General features: G+C 35.2%; 10 protein-coding genes. 6 read left to right on the top strand and 4 right to left on the bottom strand.

Translation table 11 applies throughout. From position 1 onward, the window contains the following. Positions 1 to 112 precede the first annotated feature (112 nt). From atpD to CJF12_RS03420, 3 genes are all read left to right on the top strand, one after another. A complete protein-coding gene (atpD, locus tag CJF12_RS03410) occupies positions 113 to 1,621 on the top strand; it encodes a F0F1 ATP synthase subunit beta (RefSeq protein WP_034685095.1) in 1,509 nt (502 codons plus the stop codon). A gap of 89 nt (positions 1,622 to 1,710) precedes the next feature. Beyond that, positions 1,711 to 1,992 (top strand): FoF1 ATP synthase subunit delta/epsilon, encoded by a 282-nt coding sequence (locus CJF12_RS03415; protein ID WP_034685093.1) that lies wholly within the window; start codon positions 1,711 to 1,713, stop codon positions 1,990 to 1,992. Between the two features lie 80 nt (positions 1,993 to 2,072). Next, positions 2,073 to 2,894 carry a hypothetical protein gene (locus CJF12_RS03420; RefSeq protein ID WP_034685090.1) on the top strand — a complete coding sequence of 274 codons (822 nt, stop codon included), beginning with the start codon at positions 2,073 to 2,075 and terminating at the stop codon, positions 2,892 to 2,894. Between the two features lie 184 nt (positions 2,895 to 3,078). Here the strand turns inward: CJF12_RS03420 and CJF12_RS03425 are convergent, their stop codons facing one another. The 4 genes from CJF12_RS03425 to CJF12_RS03440 all read right to left on the bottom strand — a co-directional run bounded on the left by CJF12_RS03425 (position 3,079) and on the right by CJF12_RS03440 (position 8,386). Beyond that, a complete protein-coding gene (locus CJF12_RS03425; RefSeq protein WP_034685085.1) occupies positions 3,079 to 5,268 on the bottom strand; it encodes a B12-binding domain-containing radical SAM protein in 2,190 nt (729 codons plus the stop codon). 83 nt (positions 5,269 to 5,351) lie between these two features. Further along, positions 5,352 to 5,810 carry a glucosaminidase domain-containing protein gene (locus tag CJF12_RS03430; protein ID WP_034685081.1) on the bottom strand — a complete coding sequence of 153 codons (459 nt, stop codon included), beginning with the start codon at positions 5,808 to 5,810 and terminating at the stop codon, positions 5,352 to 5,354. Between the two features lie 189 nt (positions 5,811 to 5,999). Beyond that, positions 6,000 to 7,271: an aminotransferase class I/II-fold pyridoxal phosphate-dependent enzyme gene (locus CJF12_RS03435; protein ID WP_185097164.1), complete on the bottom strand. Its 1,272-nt coding sequence runs from the start codon at positions 7,269 to 7,271 to the stop codon at positions 6,000 to 6,002. A 77-nt stretch (positions 7,272 to 7,348) separates the two neighbouring features. After that, a complete protein-coding gene (locus CJF12_RS03440; protein WP_034685075.1) occupies positions 7,349 to 8,386 on the bottom strand; it encodes a PLP-dependent cysteine synthase family protein in 1,038 nt (345 codons plus the stop codon). A gap of 224 nt (positions 8,387 to 8,610) precedes the next feature. On the opposite strand from CJF12_RS03440, the gene CJF12_RS03445 reads away from it, so the two are divergent. The 3 genes from CJF12_RS03445 (at position 8,611) to CJF12_RS03455 (ending at position 17,459) form a co-directional block, all read left to right on the top strand. Further along, complete coding sequence (locus CJF12_RS03445; protein ID WP_095591051.1) at positions 8,611 to 12,096, top strand: glycosyltransferase family 117 protein; 3,486 nt, start codon at positions 8,611 to 8,613, stop codon at positions 12,094 to 12,096. A 295-nt stretch (positions 12,097 to 12,391) separates the two neighbouring features. Then, on the top strand, positions 12,392 to 15,877 hold the full coding sequence (locus tag CJF12_RS03450) for a glycosyltransferase family 117 protein (protein ID WP_034686516.1): 3,486 nt from the start codon (positions 12,392 to 12,394) through the stop codon (positions 15,875 to 15,877). 97 nt (positions 15,878 to 15,974) lie between these two features. After that, entirely contained in the window at positions 15,975 to 17,459 is a 1,485-nt protein-coding gene (locus CJF12_RS03455) for an LTA synthase family protein (protein ID WP_034686518.1), read from the top strand. Positions 17,460 to 17,531: the final 72 nt, after the last annotated feature.

The raw sequence follows: 17,531 nt of genomic DNA on the forward strand, positions 1-17,531 counted from the left end.
ATCGGTAAACTTCTCCATTGATAAATTTGTAAAAAGTATGATAAAAATCTTTTTTTTAGCAATTGTGGGTTTATGAAGAATCATTATATTTGCACCAAGAAAAAATTTAGCAATGGCAAACCAAATTAAAGGAAAAATTTCTCAAATTATTGGTCCTGTAATCGACGTAGTTTTTAATAATGTGGAAGCAATTCCAAGTATTTATGATGCTTTGGAAATTACAAAAGGGAACGGTGAAAAAGTAGTCTTAGAGGTAGAACAACATATTGGTGAAGATACAGTAAGATGTATTGCAATGGACGCTACAGATGGTCTTCAAAGAGGGCAGGAAGTAGTAGGATACGGAAATCCTATTACGATGCCAATCGGTGAGGCTGTGAACGGAAGACTATTCAACGTTGTTGGTGATGCTATCGACGGACTTCAAAATATTTCTAAAGAAGGTGGTCTGCCAATTCACAGACCAGCTCCAAAATTTGATCAATTGTCAACTTCTGCGGAAGTTTTATTTACAGGTATTAAAGTAATCGACTTAGTTGAGCCTTATGCAAAAGGAGGTAAAATTGGTTTGTTCGGTGGTGCCGGAGTAGGTAAAACAGTATTGATTCAGGAGTTGATTAACAATATTGCAAAAGGACACGGAGGTCTTTCAGTTTTCGCCGGAGTAGGTGAAAGAACGAGAGAAGGAAATGACCTTTTAAGAGAGATGCTAGAATCTGGAATCATCAAGTATGGTGACGCTTTCATGCACTCTATGGAAGAAGGTGGTTGGGATCTTTCTAAAGTAGATTTAGAAGCAATGAAAGATTCTAAAGCTGCATTCGTTTTCGGACAGATGAACGAGCCACCAGGTGCGAGAGCTAGAGTTGCACTTTCTGGTCTTACATTAGCTGAGTATTATAGAGATGGTGGAGAAAGCGGACAAGGTAGAGACGTACTTTTCTTCGTAGATAATATCTTCCGTTTTACACAAGCGGGTTCTGAGGTATCTGCACTTCTTGGTCGTATGCCTTCTGCGGTAGGTTATCAACCAACGCTTGCTTCTGAGATGGGAGCGATGCAGGAGAGAATTACTTCTACTAAAAACGGATCTATTACATCAGTACAGGCAGTATATGTACCTGCGGATGACTTAACTGACCCGGCTCCAGCAACTACGTTTGCTCACTTGGATGCTACTACCGTATTAGATAGAAAAATTGCTTCTTTAGGTATCTATCCAGCAGTAGACCCATTGGCTTCTACTTCTAGAATCCTAGCTCCTGAAATTATTGGAGAAGAACACTATAACTGTGCTCAAAGAGTAAAAGAAATTCTTCAAAGATATAAAGCACTTCAAGATATCATTGCTATCCTTGGTATGGAAGAACTTTCTGAAGAAGATAAATCTGTTGTTTACCGTGCTAGAAAAGTTCAGAGATTCTTATCTCAGCCTTTCCACGTTGCAGAACAATTTACAGGTATTCCAGGATCACTAGTAGATATTAAAGATACGATCAAAGGATTCAACATGATTATGGATGGTGAATTAGATCACTTACCAGAAGCTGCTTTCAACTTGAAAGGAACTATCGAAGAAGCTATTGAAGCTGGACAAAAAATGTTAGCTGATAACGCTTAATAAGTTAGACATGAGATATCAGATACTAGACATGAGACTTTAAAAGTTGTCTGAAATCTGAGATCTGAAATCTTTTAATCTAAATTAAAATGAATATAAAAATTTTAACACCAGAGTACGTAGTTTTTGAAGGCGAAGTAAACTCTGTATTGCTGCCAGGTAAGAATGGTGAATTTCATATCATGAAAAACCACGCAGGAATCGTTTCTTCTTTAATCAACGGTAAAGTAAAATTGTATACTAATTCTATCGAAGAAGGATACGCTAAACACTTTACAAGGGAGAATGAAAAAGATTCTGTTTTTTCTTATCCTATCAAAAGCGGTGTTGTAGAATTTAATCATGATAAAGGGATTATCCTTTGTGAGTAATTAAATGAAAAGCTAAATATATTTTCAAAAAGTGTAACTTTGGTTACACTTTTTTTTATGTGTTGTAAAAATCTGATTCTATGAGGAAAAGTATAATCATGTTGTTTACAGTTTTGGGTATGCTGCTGAATGCTCAGAATTTCAAAACGAAAAGAGGCATTATAAGCCTTGATGGAGTGCATGTCGCAAAAATATCTAACAAATCAAGTGAATATACTTTCATGGATTTGAAAGAGACTCCCATCTATACCATTCGATTCATTGATAAAAGTATCGTAGACTCAGTAAGAGATAGCTATATCCAGCTGAACAGGGTTTATAACAGAGAGAAGACATTAGACCTGGACTACATTTCTCCATCCGCATTTTCAGGCGAAGAAAGGTCTGCTGTATACACCTCAATAAAAGGTTTAAAGCTCATTGATAATAAAGGAATTAATATCAAGAACCTGGATGAACTTTTTAACAACAACCCTAAACGAAAACTTGACAGCAAAACAAAAGATGCTTACTCTACGAGAAGTAAGATCGACAGGCTGAAAATTGAAGTGAATAGTGTAGGGGAGATTCTAAGTAATGGAGTTCCTGTAGGGTATTTCACCAACTTACCGGTAAGCTTCGGTTCCGATGATACTATTTCAGAAAAAACCCTTTTGGATATTGAGATTTATGATGCTAAAAGCAAGTACATCGGTAAATATATTACGACAACAAAACAGATTAAGACTGCTGGTGGAAAAACGTTCACTCTTTATAGGGAAATTTCGGGAAGAGCTTCGATTTTAAAATTTCCGACGTATAAATCTATTGCAGAACGGATGGCAATTTTAGATCCGAATTTTATTAAAGTTCAGGAGAAAGTGATTGTTGGGCAGGTTGTGAAGGATGGCGTTGAGAAATAAAAGATCTATCATTTAGTTGGATTCGAAATTTATTTGCTAATCAATCTGCTTCGTTTTCAAAATATTCAAATGAATCTGCATAAACTTTGTCATTCCGTAGGAATCTCAACGAACCTTATAAAAGTCAGAATCTAGATTCCTACGGAATGACAAAATCGATGTTAAAATTTTTTTAAAATTAAGATTACAAACTCAAAATAACGCCATTATCCTTTAGTTGCTGTACCGGCTTTGAAAACCAAAATAATTCGAAATCCTCAAAATTCTCTTCAAATTGGGTTTTCAATTGTTGAAGAGTAATTTTTTTACTACTCACTTTAGAGTTTTCTTCGAACATTCTCATGAGCCATTCCGCTTTTTCCTGTTCCATATCTACTTTTACAATATTTGTTTTTAAATGGAACGTGAGCTGTGTATATGGCCATGAATTTTGTTTTTTCGTTTTGATGTAATTCTCACGGATTACATTTCTATCCAGAAAAATAACTTTTGAATTCCCTTTAAATGAAAAATTCTCTTCCTCTAAAAGACAATCATGAATATAATCCGGATGAACGGTTGTTTTCGGAATTTTAAAAGTGAACCAATCCTGTAATGGAATGTCGAAATTAATTCCATGCATATAATTAAAAAGGGATTTTTTGAGACCAAAGCTAAACTGGCTATGATCGATTCCCGTTTTATCTGTGAAATCAATATCATTATTAGCAAACAGAATTTCCTGTTTGATAGGGGTAACTCCAAATTCTTCAGGATTTAAACCAACCGGTGAATGAGCGGTCATAGCAAACTGATGCCAAAATCCACTCTGTAAAATCCCCATTTCAAATAATTGCCTAACCATTTCTAAAGAATCAATGGTTTCCTGAACAGTCTGGGTAGGGTAGCCGTACATGAGATAAGCATGGATCATAATCCCCGCTTCTGTAAAATTTCTGGTTACCTGAGCTACCTGTTCTACTGAGATTCCTTTATCAATTAGTTTCAATAAACGATCGCTGGCGACTTCCAATCCTCCGGAAACGGCAACACAACCGGACAGTTTCAGTAAAAAGCATAGGTCTTTAGTAAAGCTTTTTTCAAATCTAATATTGGTCCACCAAGTAACGACTAAATTTCTCCGTAAAATTTCTAAGGCGACTTCTCGCATTAAAGCGGGTGGGGCAGCTTCATCCACGAAATGGAATCCTGTTTCTCCTGTACTTTTGATAAGTTCTTCCATTCTGTCTACCAGAATTTTTGCAGAGATAGGCTCATAAATTTTAATGTAATCCAGAGAAATATCACAGAATGTACATTTCCCCCAATAGCAGCCATGAGCCATTGTCAGTTTATTCCATCTTCCGTCACTCCATAAGCTATGCATTGGGTTAGCGATTTCGATAACGGAAATATATTGATCGAGGAGCAAATCCGTGTATTCCGGTGTTCCAATCTCGGATTGCTTATAATCGTGTCTTTTTGAATTATTTATATAAGTAACTTTCTCATTTTCAATTAAAAAAGTTCTTTTGAATTCGGCAGTTGTGACGGGAATATTTAGATTTTCATAGAGAAGTTCAATGGGAAGTTCTCCGTCATCTAAGGTGATAAAATCAAAAAATTCAAAAACCCGGCTATCTTTTATTTCTCTTAATTCAGTATTGGGGAAACCACCACCCATCGCAGTTTTGATATGGGGAAAATTTTCTTTAATGAATTGGGCACATCTGAAAGCAGAATATAAATTTCCGGGAAAAGGGATAGAAAAACAAACCAGTTTAGGTTGAACAAATTCCAGTTTTTCCTTTAAGATTTGTAGAGTAATATTATCAATAAACGTCTGCTGGCCTTGTAATTTCAGATATAATTCATCAAAAGAATTAGCACTTTTCCCCAGGCGCTCAGCATACCTGCTGAAACCAAAATCAGCATCCACATTTTCAACAATATAGTCTGATAAATCTTCCAGATATAACGTTGACAGATGTTTAGCTTTATCCTGTAACCCCATATTTCCAAAAGCAAATTCCATATCATCTAACTGATTGAATCGGGAGGCTTCCGGTAAAAAGTTCATGCTGCAGATCTGTCTTGCCAAAGTGGGATTTTTCCCTTGAAGAAAAAGTATAACCTGATCAATGGTTCTTAAATATTCTTCCCTTAAAGCAAAAATCCTTTGAGAGTTTTCTGATGCGTTTTGAAGACTTATTTCCTTATTGAAAATAGTTTGGAGTCCTTCTTTAGAAAATAAGTCCAGAATAACTTCAATTCCCAGATCCAGCTGATAGCTGGAAATATTTTTGGTATTTAAAAAACCTTTAATATAAGCTGTCGCAGGATAAGGAGTGTTAAGCTGAGTAAAAGGTGGAGTGATAAGAAGAAGATCTTTCAATAGGAAAATTTTTACAAATTTATTTTAAATTATTATATCCGGACTGCACAAAAAATAAGAGTTTGTAAAAAATAATATGAAACCTATTTCTGTAAGCCAAACTTAGCAATAGTTGAATTTATTTTTTTCATCCATTCGTTGGGTTTTGTAGAGTATCCCGAAGAAGCAATGGCTTTAACCCAATCATTATAGTTGTTGTTATCTTTTAGCTGATTATAAAGCTTTTTTCTGGAAAGCATCCGGCAAAAGGCCTCATAACTTTCGCGTACAGAATTAAAACTCTTAAATCTGGAAGTATTAACATCATTTTTTCCCACAATGCCAAAATGATTGTTAAGTGTTTTGCTGGCTTTGCTGGTACCGGCTCCTGATTCAACAATAGCAATAGCCAAAATGATTGAACTCGGAATTCCATACTGCTTTGACAGTTCCGTAGCGATATTTTTATGATCTTCAATATAAGAACGCTGAGCATTAGCTGTTGTAAAACAAAAAAAGAAAAAGCTGATGATCGCTACTTTAATATATTTAGAATTTTTCATATAAATTCATTTTGACGCAAATTTATTAGATAAAATAATGAAGCTTAAAAATTTTAACGATGTTTAACGAATAGGGTAGTCTGATTCATTTTTCTTTTCGACAATTATCCGGAATAGATTCCAATACAAAAACGGATAGATGAAGATAAAAAAGGCCATTGTATTTCAAATGACCTTTTATATTTTATTTTAAATTGCTTTAAACTGAATATTATTCTCTTTAAGATAATGTTCAGCTTGCTCTTTGTAATGCCCACTCATTAATTTGTCGTGAATAGCTTCAAAAGCAGCCAATGTTTCATTAATTTCAGAATCAGTGTGAGATGCTGTTGGAATTAATCTTAATAAGATCATTCCTTTAGGAATTACAGGATAAACAACAACAGAAGTAAAGATACCATAGATCTCTCTTAGGTCTTTTACCAGAAGGGTAGCTTCTACGGGTGTTCCCTGCATCATTACCGGTGTTACACAAGTATTACTATCCCCGATGTTGAACCCTCTCTCTTTAAGCCCGTTTTGTAGTTTATATGTATTTTCCCAAAGTTTTGCTTTAATCTCCGGTCTTGTTCTTAATAATTCCAGTCTTTTAAGACCACCGATTACCATTGGCATCGTAAGAGATTTAGCGAAAATCTGAGATCTTAAATTGAATTTTAAGTATCTGATGACTTCTTTATCTCCGGCAATAAAAGCTCCAAAACCTGCCATTGATTTGGCAAAAGTAGAGAAGTATACATCAATCTGATCCTGGCATCCCTGCTCTTCTCCAGCTCCGGCTCCTGTTTCTCCAAGAGTTCCGAAACCATGAGCATCATCTACCAATAGTCTGAAGTTATATTTTGATTTAAGGTCACAAATTTCTTTAATTTTTCCCTGCTGGCCTCTCATTCCGAAAACCCCTTCAGTGATTACAAGAATACCCCCTCCGTTCTCTTCAGCTACTTTAGTAGCTCTTTGAAGGTTTTTTTCAAGACTTTCAATATCATTGTGTCTGTACGTAAATCTTTTTCCTGAATGAAGTCTTACACCATCCACGATACATGCATGTGAATCTACATCATAAACGATTACGTCATTTCTGTTAACTAAAGCGTCAATAGTGGAAACCATTCCCTGGTATCCAAAGTTTAATAAATAAGCAGATTCTTTTTGAACAAAATCAGCAAGCTCTCTTTCCAGTTGTAGGTGCTGTTCTGTTTCTCCGGACATAGCTCTTGCTCCCATCGGATAAAACATTCCGTATTGAGCAGCAGCCTTTGCATCAGCTTCCAATACTTCAGGATGATTACATAATCCTAAATAATCATTAGCACTCCAGAAGATTACTTCTCTTCCCTGAAACTGCATTCTAGGTCCGATAGGCCCTTCAAGTCTTGGGAAAATAAAATAGCCTTCTCCATAATCTGCAAATTGTCCAAGAGGTCCTGGATTTTCTTTTATTCTTTCAAAAATATCCAACATTTTATTAGTAATTTTAAGTAAAAAAGCCTTTTGTGATCTACAAAAAAGGCTTTATTGTATAGTATTTGTTATTTTTATTTGATGAATTCTGTTTTAAACACTTCATCGTAGTTGTGTACACAATTATTGACGAAGCCTTGTTCAGCCATCCATTTGTCGCTATATACTTTGGTTATATATCTTGATCCGTGATCCGGATAGATGAGTACAACCAGATCGTCTTTTGAAAATTCATGAGACTGAGCATATTGTATAAGGCCCTGTGTTACGGCACCTGTCGTATATCCACCCATGATGGCTTCTTTTAATGCAATTTCACGCGTTCTGTATGCTGACATTTCATCATTCACCCTTACAAACTCATCTACTTTTTCAAAAAGCAAAGCACCTGGAATCAGGTTTTTTCCCATTCCTTCAATCTGATAAGGATGAACATCTTCTTTATGAATTTCTCCGGTTTCATGATAGCTTTTCAAAATAGAGCCATCAGCATCTACTCCGATAATCTTGATATCCGGATTTTTTTCTTTTAAAAATTTTGCTGAACCTGATAACGTTCCACCAGTACCGGTGCACGCAAAAAGGTGGGTAATCTTACCTTCCGTCTGTTCCCAGATTTCAGGTCCCGTAGTTTGGTAATGGGCATCAATATTCAATTCGTTAAAATACTGATTGATGTATACCGAATTAGGTGTTTCTGCAGCAATTCTCTTTGCTACTTCATAATAAGACCTGGGGTCGTTAGCCGGAACATTCGCCGGACAAACATACACTACAGCACCAAGTGCTTTAAGATAGGCAATCTTTTCAGGTTTAGTTTTATCACTTACTGCTAAAATACATTTGTATCCTTTGATGATGCAAACCATTGCAAGAGAAAACCCGGTATTCCCAGATGTAGTCTCTACAATTACAGAATCTTCTTTTAATAAACCTTTCTTCTCAGCGTTTTCTATAATATGAAGTGCGATTCTATCTTTAGTGGAATGTCCAGGATTATATGATTCTAACTTGGCATAAACGGTTGCAGGAATATCTTTCGTTACAGTATTTAGCTTCACCATAGGAGTGTTTCCTATTAGGCCAAGGATATTATCGTAAACATTACTCATTATTTGTTATTTTTCAATAAAAATCTGAGGGCAAAAATACAAAAAAATAAATAATTTCTAAACTTTTGTTTGATTTCTAAGTCGCCATCAGATAATTAGTTGTTTTTTCATCTTCAATCATTGTACCAATATGCTCTCAAATACTACATCAGTATTTTTAAAATATGTTAAAATCAGCATAAAATGAGATAAAAACCCTATTTTCGCGTAATTGATTTTATACTATGAAAAACTGGACTTTTAGGCAATGGAACACCGTTTTAGGGTGGATTATTTTCGTCATTGCATTTTTCACGTACTTGTCAACCATAGAACCCAACTTTAGTTTTTGGGATTGTGGAGAGTACATTTCTTCTGCTGTAAAATTAGAGGTAACACATGCCCCGGGAGCTGCTTTATTCCAGATTGTGGGTGCTGTTGCGGCTATTTTTGCATTGGGGAAAGGAGAAAATTATTCTATCGTAATCAATGCGATGTCTGCGCTATTCAGCGCCTTTACTATTTTATTTTTGTTCTGGACCATTACTCACTTTGTAAGAAGGTTACTGAACAAAGATTTTGAAGAAGTAACGAAACATCAGGAAATATCCATTCTTTTTGCCGGTGTAATCGGAGCTTTATGTTTTACATTTTCTGATACTTTCTGGTTTTCGGCTGTAGAAGGAGAGGTATATTCCATGGCTTCTATGTTTATCGCTCTTTTGGTATGGTTGATTACAAAATGGGAAAATGAATATACGGCTGCGGATAATGAAAGATGGATCATTCTTATTTTCTTTATTGTAGGACTTTCAGTAGGGGTGCACATGATGTGTATGTTGTCTATTCCAGCAATCTGTCTAGTATATTATGCAAGAAATTATAAGTTTACCTGGAAAAGCTTTATCTGGGCTAACTTAATTACATTGGGAATTTTAATTATCGTATTTAAGATTATTTTCCCATTAATCATGACCATGTTTGGAAAACTTGAAATATTCTTTGTGAATGGTTTAGGGCTTCCTTTCCATTCAGGAACTATTGTCGCTTTCCTTCTTATGGTTGCGATCTGCTACTTCATTATTAAATATGCGAGAAGAAGTAAGAAAAATGTTTATCAGACCGTTGCTTTATCTGTTGTTTATATGATGATTGGTTTTTCATGCTGGATGGTAATTCCAATCAGAGCGAATGCTAATCCACCGATGAACCTTAATGATCCGGATACGGCTATTGGAATGCTGGATTATTATAATAGAGAGCAGTATGGAGACTGGCCAACGATCTACGGGCAAAACTATACGGCTTTTCTTGATGCTAACGGAATTGAAAAAAATGAAGACGGAAGTTTTAAAACAAAGAAAACCGGAGAAATTTTCGAGAAAGATGAGAAAACCGGTACTTACCGAAAGACCGGAGATCGTTTCAATTATGTTTTCAGCAAGTCTCAGATCAGCTTAATGCCGAGAATGTTTAATGAGGATAAGGCGGTGATGGCCAACTACATTTCGATGTATGGAGCACCTGATTTTACCTTTAACTATGGAAATGAAGATGTAGCTGATAATCCTCAGGCGAAGGAAATTTTTGATGACCTTAGAAAGAAATACGAAGATAAGTCCATTACTGCTTCTGATTATCTGAAAGTAAAACCATACAATCTTATTAATGTTCAAAAGCCTTCTCTGGCTCAGAATATGGATTATTTTATTACATTCCAGAACGGATATTATTTTGTACGATACCTGATGTGGAATTTTGTTGGAAGACAAAATGACTTGGAAGGAAATATGGAAAGCACAAAAGGAAACTGGATTTCCGGATTCTCTTTCATTGATAATGCGTTGTGGGGAAACCAGGATAAAATGCCGGCTAAATTTAAAAACGAAAGTACGGTAGCCTTTTTCTTCTTACCCTTAATTTTAGGATTAATTGGATTCTTCTTCCAGCTGAACAGAGACTTTGGAAGATTCTATGCGATATTATCATTATTTGTTATAACCAGTGTAGGGATTATTTTCTACACAGGGGTAAAACCTTTCGAACCGAGAGAAAGAGATTATGCAATGGTGGGCTCATTCTATGCTTTTGCCATATGGATTGGTTTAGGAGCGGGTGCTATTTTATGGTTCATTCAGTCTAAAGTAAAATCTAATGCAGCTAATATTGTTGCCGGAGTAATATTATTAGGAGTTCCTTTCATGATGGGATTCCAGAATTATAACGTACACGACAGAAGTAACCGATATACGGCTTATGATTATTCATACTCAGTATTAAAATCATTACCAAAAGAGGGAATCTTATTTGTATATGGAGATAATGATACATATCCGGTTTGGGCTATTCAGGAAACTGAAAGATTCCGTGATGATGTTAAAGTAATCAACTTTACACTTTTATCTACTCCATGGAATATCGATCAGGTAAAAAGAAAAACCTATAATGCGAATCCAATTCCGAGTCAGTTGACACATGAAGACTACAGGGATGGATCTAATGATCAGGTTTATTTAATGAAGAAAGAAGATTGGAAAAATATTTTTGATAATCTTCAGCAGCAAGGAGCTCCTGCCACGGAATTCCAATCTTTCAGAAAATATCTTACACAGGATTCCATTACCTTAAAAGAAGCGGTGAATTTCATTAAAATGAAATCTCCGGAGAAAGATGAGATTTTAAAAATGATCTTTGGTGAAGCTCGTTATGAAAAGTACAACTTCCTTCCGGTAAGTAAATTTATCTTACCTGTGAATAAAGACAATGCATTAAGAGCAGGAATCATTAATCAGGCTGACTTGCCTAATGCAGTCAATCAGATCATGATCGATTATAAAGCCAATACATTATATAAAAGCAACCTGATGATGTTTGATATTCTGGCTAATTTTGACTGGAAAAGACCGATCAACTTCTCTTCAGGAGGTATTTATGACAGTGAAAATATTTTCTATCTGGACGAGTATCTTCAGTTTGACGGTTTCAGCTACAGGTTGATTCCTATCCACACGCCACCAAACAATGATGGTGATATGGGAAGGGTAGATGCCAACTCATTATATAATGTGGTGAAAAACTTCAGATGGGGGAATTTTAAAGATTTAAATACCCATTTCGATGAAACAGCTACATCTAATATTATCAGTTACAGAAGCTCGGCAAGCAGAGCGGCGGCAGCACTTTCTCTGAGCGGACAGAAAGCTAAAGCAGTTGAATTATTGGATTTGGCAGCAAAAGAAATTCCAGTAGAAAAATACAATGATCCACGTTCATTAAGCTCTATTGTTTACGGATATATCGTAGCGGGTCAGGAGCAAAAAGGATTAAAGCTGGCAGAAATTCTTAAGAAAGGAATTTTTGATGAATATGATTATTATCTAAGTCTTGCTCCTGGTGAGCAGAGGTATCTGAGAAGAGCAATGGGAGCAAAACCTATGGAATATTCTCTTGTGGTATCTGCTGTAACAACTGCTTACACTGCAATTGGCCAAAAAGATAAGGCCTATGATTATTTAGTGAAGTCCATAGAACCTATTGATAAAAAATTCAATGTATTTGTCAAAGACCTTCAGCAGATGGGCAAAGAAAAAGCGATGAGCGAATCTGAAAATGTACAGAAGATTACACCATTCTACCAATATCTATTTGATATTATGGCGCCTTTTGATTCCACTTATTCTAAGGAAAAAGAAAATCAGATTACCACAGCTATTATGAAAGCAACACAATAGAAACAGTATATTTTAAAAACGGAACTTCGGTTCCGTTTTTTTTTGTTTTAAAAGTAAATGGATTTATTAAAAACTGAATAGTAATTTAAATGTACAATAAGCTATATCTGAATATGTCATAACCATATCATTAAAAAATTACAAGTCTAATATTAAAAGGTATTATTAAGTAAATTATTAAGAACAATAGCTGTTGAAAAGGGTTAAAAAAAAGTATCTTTGAAATCCTGGTGAGTAAAAGAGTTTAACTGGATGAAAAATTACTTAAAAAAGATATTATAAATTAACTTTTTATATGAAGAACTGGACTTTTAGGCAATGGAATACCGTTTTAGGATGGATTATTTTCGTCATTGCATTTATTACTTATTTATCAACAATAGAGCATTATTTGAGTTTTTGGGATTGTGGAGAGTACATCTCTTCTGCTGTAAAATTAGAGGTAACACACGCCCCGGGAGCTGCTTTATTCCAGATCGTGGGTGCTGTTGCGGCTATTTTTGCATTAGGAAAAGCAGATAATTATGCAATTGTCATCAATGCGATGTCTGCGCTATTCAGCGCATTTACTGTTTTATTTTTGTTCTGGACCATTACTCACTTTGTAAGAAGGTTACTGAACAAAGACTTTGAAGAAGTAACGAAACATCAGGAAATATCCATTCTTTTTGCCGGTGTAATCGGAGCTTTATGTTTTACATTTTCTGATACATTTTGGTTTTCAGCTGTAGAAGGAGAGGTATATTCCATGGCTTCTATGTTTATCGCCCTTTTGGTGTGGCTGATTACAAAATGGGAAAATGAGTATAAAGCTGCGGATAATGAAAGATGGATCATCCTTATTTTCTTTATTGTAGGACTTTCAGTAGGGGTGCATATGATGTGTATGTTGTCTATTCCAGCAATCTGTCTAGTATATTATGCAAGAAATTATAAGTTTACCTGGAAAAGCTTTATCTGGGCTAACTTAATTACATTGGGAATTTTAATTATTGTATTTAAAATTATTTTCCCATTGATTATGACGATATTTGGAAAACTGGAGATACTATTTGTAAATGGTTTAGGACTTCCTTTCCATTCAGGAACTATTGTCGCTTTTCTTCTTATGGTTGCGATCTGCTACTTCATCATTAAATATGCGAGAAGAAGCAAGAAAAATGTTTATCAGACCATTGCTTTATCTGTTGTTTATATGATGATTGGTTTTTCATGCTGGATGGTAATTCCAATCAGAGCGAATGCTAATCCACCGATGAACCTTAATGATCCGGATACGGCTATCGGAATGCTGGATTATTATAACAGGGCACAATATGGAGACTGGCCAACGATCTACGGGCAAAACTATACGGCTTTCCTTGATGCTAAAGGAATTGAAAAAAATGAAGACGGAAGTTTTAAAACGGAAAAGACAGGTGATATCTATGAAAAGGATGAAAAAACCGGTACTTACCGAAAGACCGGAGATCGTTTCAATTATGTCTTCAGCAAGTCTCAGATCAGCTTAATGCCGAGAATGTTTAATGAGGATAAGGCGGTGATGGCCAACTATATTTCGATGTATGGAGCACCTGACTTTACCTTTAACTATGGAAATGAAGATGTAGCTGATAACCCTCAGGCTAAGGAAATTTTTGATGACCTTAGAAAGAAATATGAAGATAAATCCATTACTGCTTCTGACTATCTGAAAGTAAAACCATACAATCTTATTAATGTTCAAAAGCCTTCTCTGGCTCAGAATATGGATTATTTCATTACATTCCAGAACGGATATTATTTTGTACGATACCTGATGTGGAATTTTGTTGGAAGACAAAATGATTTGGAAGGACACATGGAAAGTACTAATGGGAATTGGATTTCCGGATTCTCTTTCATCGATAATGCGTTGTGGGGAAACCAGGATAAAATGCCGGCTAAATTTAAAAATGAAAGTACGGTGGCTTTTTTCTTCTTACCATTGATCTTAGGATTAATTGGATTCTTCTTCCAGCTGAACAGAGACTTTGGAAGGTTTTATGCTTTGTTGTCTTTATTTATTCTAACAGGTGCGGGAATTGTTTTCTATACAGGAGTAAAGCCGTTTGAAGTAAGAGAAAGAGATTATGCAATGGTAGGGTCTTTCTATGCTTTTGCCATATGGATTGGTTTAGGAGCGGGTGCTATTTTATGGTTCATTCAGTCTAAAGTAAAATCTAATGCAGCTAATATTGTTGCCGGAGTAATATTATTAGGAGTTCCGTTCATGATGGGATTCCAGAATTATAATACTCATGATCGTAGTCGTAAATCGGCTGCTCACGACTATGCCTATTCATTTTTAAAGTCTTTACCAAAAGAAGATATTATGTTTCTGTACGGAGATAATGATACATTCCCGGTTTGGGCTATTCAGGAAACTGAGAGATTACGGGATGATGTAAAAACGGTTAATTTTACATTGCTTTCCACTCCTTGGTATTGTGATCAGGTAAAAAGGAAGACCTATAATGCTAGCCCTATTCCAGGAGAACTTACGCGTGAAGATTATAAAGATGGTGTAAACGATCAGATTTATATTATGAAAAAAGAGGACTGGCAGAATATATTCAGTAATCTTCAGCAGCAAGGAGCTCCTGTCACGGAACTTCAATCCTTCAAAAAGTATCTAACTCAAGATTCCATTACTTTAAAAGAGGCCATAAGTTTTATCAAACTGAAATCTCCGGAGAAAGATGAGATTTTAAAAATGATCTTTGGTGAAGCTCGTTATGAAAAGTACAACTTCCTTCCGGTAAGTAAATTTATCTTACCTGTGAACAAAGAAAACGCTTTGAAAGCAGGAATTATCAACCCAAGTGATTTGCCGAATACCGTTGATCAGATCATGATTGATTATAAAGCTAATACACTTTTTAAAGGTAACTTAATGATGTTCGATATTTTTGCCAATTTTGACTGGAAGAGACCAATCAATTTCTCTTCGGGAGGAGTTTATGATAGTGAAAATATTTTCTATCTGGATGATTATCTTCAGTTTGATGGTTTCAGCTACAGATTGATTCCTATCCATACGCCACCGAGAAGCGATGGTGATATGGGAAGAGTAGATGCTAATTCATTATATAATGTCGTGAAAAATTTCAAATGGGGTAATTTTAAAGACCTGACCAACCATTACGATGAAACTGCAACATCCAATATTATAGGTTATAGATCAACAGTTAGCAGAGCTGTAGGAGCATTATCATCTACCGGACAGAAAGCTAAAGCAGTTGAATTATTGGATTTGGCGGCAAAAGAAATTCCGGTAGAAAAATATAATGATCCACGTTCATTAAGCTCTATTGTTTACGGATATATCGTAGCGGGTCAGGAGCAAAAAGGATTGAAGCTGGCAGAAATTCTTAAGAAAGGAATTTTTGATGAATATGATTATTATCTAAGTCTTGCTCCTGGTGAGCAGAGGTATCTGAGAAGGGCAATGGGAGCAAAACCTATGGAATATTCTCTTGTGGTATCTGCTGTAACAACTGCTTACACTGCAATTGGACAAAAAGATAAGGCCTATGGCTATTTAGTAAAGTCCATAGAACCTATTGATAAAAAATTCAATGTATTTGTTAAAGATCTTCAACAGATGGGCAAAGAGAAAGCGATGAGCGAATCTGAAAATGTACAGAAGATCACGCCATTCTACCAATATCTATTTGATATTATGGCACCTTTTGATTCCACTTATTCTAAGGAAAAGGAAAATCAGATTACCACAGCTATTATGAAAGCAACACAATAGAAACAGCATATTTTAAAAACGGAACTTCAGTTCCGTTTTTTTTTGTTATTGTATTCATTCATTTTTAAGATTATATTTGTGCAGTTAAAGAAGCACAATGTCTGAAAGAACAAATAAACTCCCAATTTATGCTGTCATTTGTACAGTAGTTTTTAAACTCATTTTTTTACTGACGCACCATATTCAGGAAGATGCGTTCATTACCTGGAGGGTAGCTCAGAACCTAATGGACTATGGAGTTATAGGATTTAACGGAGATACTAAGATTTCAGCGTCTACGACGCATTTGTATGTTTTTGTCTCTTATCTTTTCAATCTTATCTTTGGAAAAGAATATTTTATTGAGCCTATTCTTATTTTTAATTCTATTCTTTTCACGATAGGAAGTTTGTTCTTATCGCACCTGCTTCTTAAAAATCCATGGCATAAAGCCATCTTTATATTTTTGTTCGGAATTTTACCGCCTTCTATAAAGATTTCTATTTTAGGAATGGAGTATGGACTTCTTTTTTTCCTGGAAATGGCATTGCTATATTATGGCTTTAAAAAAGAAAAAAAGTGGGCGCTGATCCTGCTTCCTGTATTTATTTTATTTACGAGAATTGACACGGTTATTTTCTTAGGGATTGTATTTCTGGTAGATACTTTTTACAATAAAAAAATAAGATGGAGTTATATTCTGGGTGGAATCTTAGGGATTTCCGTCGCTCTTTCTTTCAATTGGCTGTATTTTGGAGAATGGGTTAACAATACCATTGTCGCAAAAAAACTTCTCTATGATAAAAATTTCACCTTAAATCAGGATATAGAATATTTCAGACTTAATTACGGAAACTTTTGGGGAATGCTAAAAGTGCCGGGTGATTTTAATCCGCTCACCATACTTATTCTGATTTTTGAATTGGTATGCTTTATATTTCTTATCCGGCAGAAGGAAAAGAGAAATTACTTTTTATGGATGCTTTTTCTTTTCGGTTGGGCCAAACAGTTCATTTTCCTTTCTCAGAAAAGTCTTTTTGATTGGTATTATTGGGTGCCGCAGATTCTCCTTTTTGTTCCGGTGATCATATTTGTATTGGAACAGAAACAGAAAAGAAGACTATGGTTATCTTTATTAATCATTTTCTATATCCTGCCGATGCTGATTTTCCAGACGGTTCATTCTATTGCTACAGGAAATGGAGAATGGAACTACAGGAGGTCAATAGGAATATTTTTGAACTTCTATGAAAAAGATAAGAACCAATGGATTCTATTGGAACCTGCAGGGTATATTCCTTATTTCTCCGGATTGAAAACGATTGATGAAGTCGGATTGGTAGATAAGCAGATTCAGAATGAAATTAAAAAAGATAAGCCACATTACTGGATCAATACGGTAAAAAACAGAAAACCTAAATATTTACTTTCTTATAATAACTTATTCAATGGTCCCGATGCAGAATATTATAAAGAACATTACAGATTATTGGAGGAATGCAGAATAAATAATTATCTGAAAAGTGATAATAAGATTCTGGAGAAGATTTATAGACTGAAGCCATCAGGAACTGATTATAATTTATATGTGAGGGTGAAATGATACGAGTTGAGAGGTACGGGATATCAGATTAGCTGTAAAAATGGTAACTCGAATCTCGACCCCGAATCCTAA

The organism is Chryseobacterium piperi (assembly GCF_002285635.2).
In the GTDB taxonomy this organism is placed as follows: domain Bacteria; phylum Bacteroidota; class Bacteroidia; order Flavobacteriales; family Weeksellaceae; genus Chryseobacterium; species Chryseobacterium piperi.